Here is a 600-nt window from a genome sequence, read left to right as displayed (position 1 = left end):
GAATGACAGGCTCGGTTTCGGATACAGTAACTTGTATATCTATTCGTTTAGAAACCCACTTGTGGCTGAGACTCCCGGTACCTCTACTACAGTTAACGGCTATTATAGCCTGGGCACTACGCCTACCCAAATCCTTCCCATCTTAGAAGGATCTTTGGGAAATCCGAACGTGACCTGGGAAGTTGCCCGCAAGGCAGATATCGGGATGGAGGCGAAATTGTTTAAAAGCCGTCTAAGCTTTGAAGCAGATGTATTTCTGGAAAAGCGTGATGATATTCTGATCAACAGATTCGATATACCGTTGATTTCTGGTTTAGTACCAGCAAAGCTTCCTGCATTGAATGCTGGAAAGGCAACAAACAAAGGATATGAATTATCGCTTAGTTATTCTGACAATATTGGTGGGTTTGGTTTTACAATAGGCGGTAATTATACTTTTGTCCGTAATACCATCGATTACATGGCTGAAACGCCGAAAAAATATCCATGGCAGGAACAGACGGGCAAACAAATTGGCATGCTTGCACCGCAATTTATCTGGACCGGTAAATTTTACAGTGAGGAGGATCTGACCAATAATGCTGTTCCCAAACCAGTTGC

General features: G+C 43.2%; 1 protein-coding gene. It reads left to right on the top strand.

The genetic code is table 11. The features are described 5' to 3' along the window. Positions 1–61: 61 nt before the first annotated feature. The coding region (locus tag R2Q85_RS24575) for a TonB-dependent receptor domain-containing protein (protein WP_316814454.1) at positions 62–600 on the top strand (539 nt) is incomplete at its 3' end.

This window comes from Pedobacter heparinus, from assembly GCF_032678725.1.
Classification (GTDB): Bacteria; Bacteroidota; Bacteroidia; order Sphingobacteriales; family Sphingobacteriaceae; genus Pedobacter; species Pedobacter heparinus_A.
Note: the sequence above shows the minus strand (reverse complement) of the source record. Positions and strands in the feature narration are given on the sequence as shown.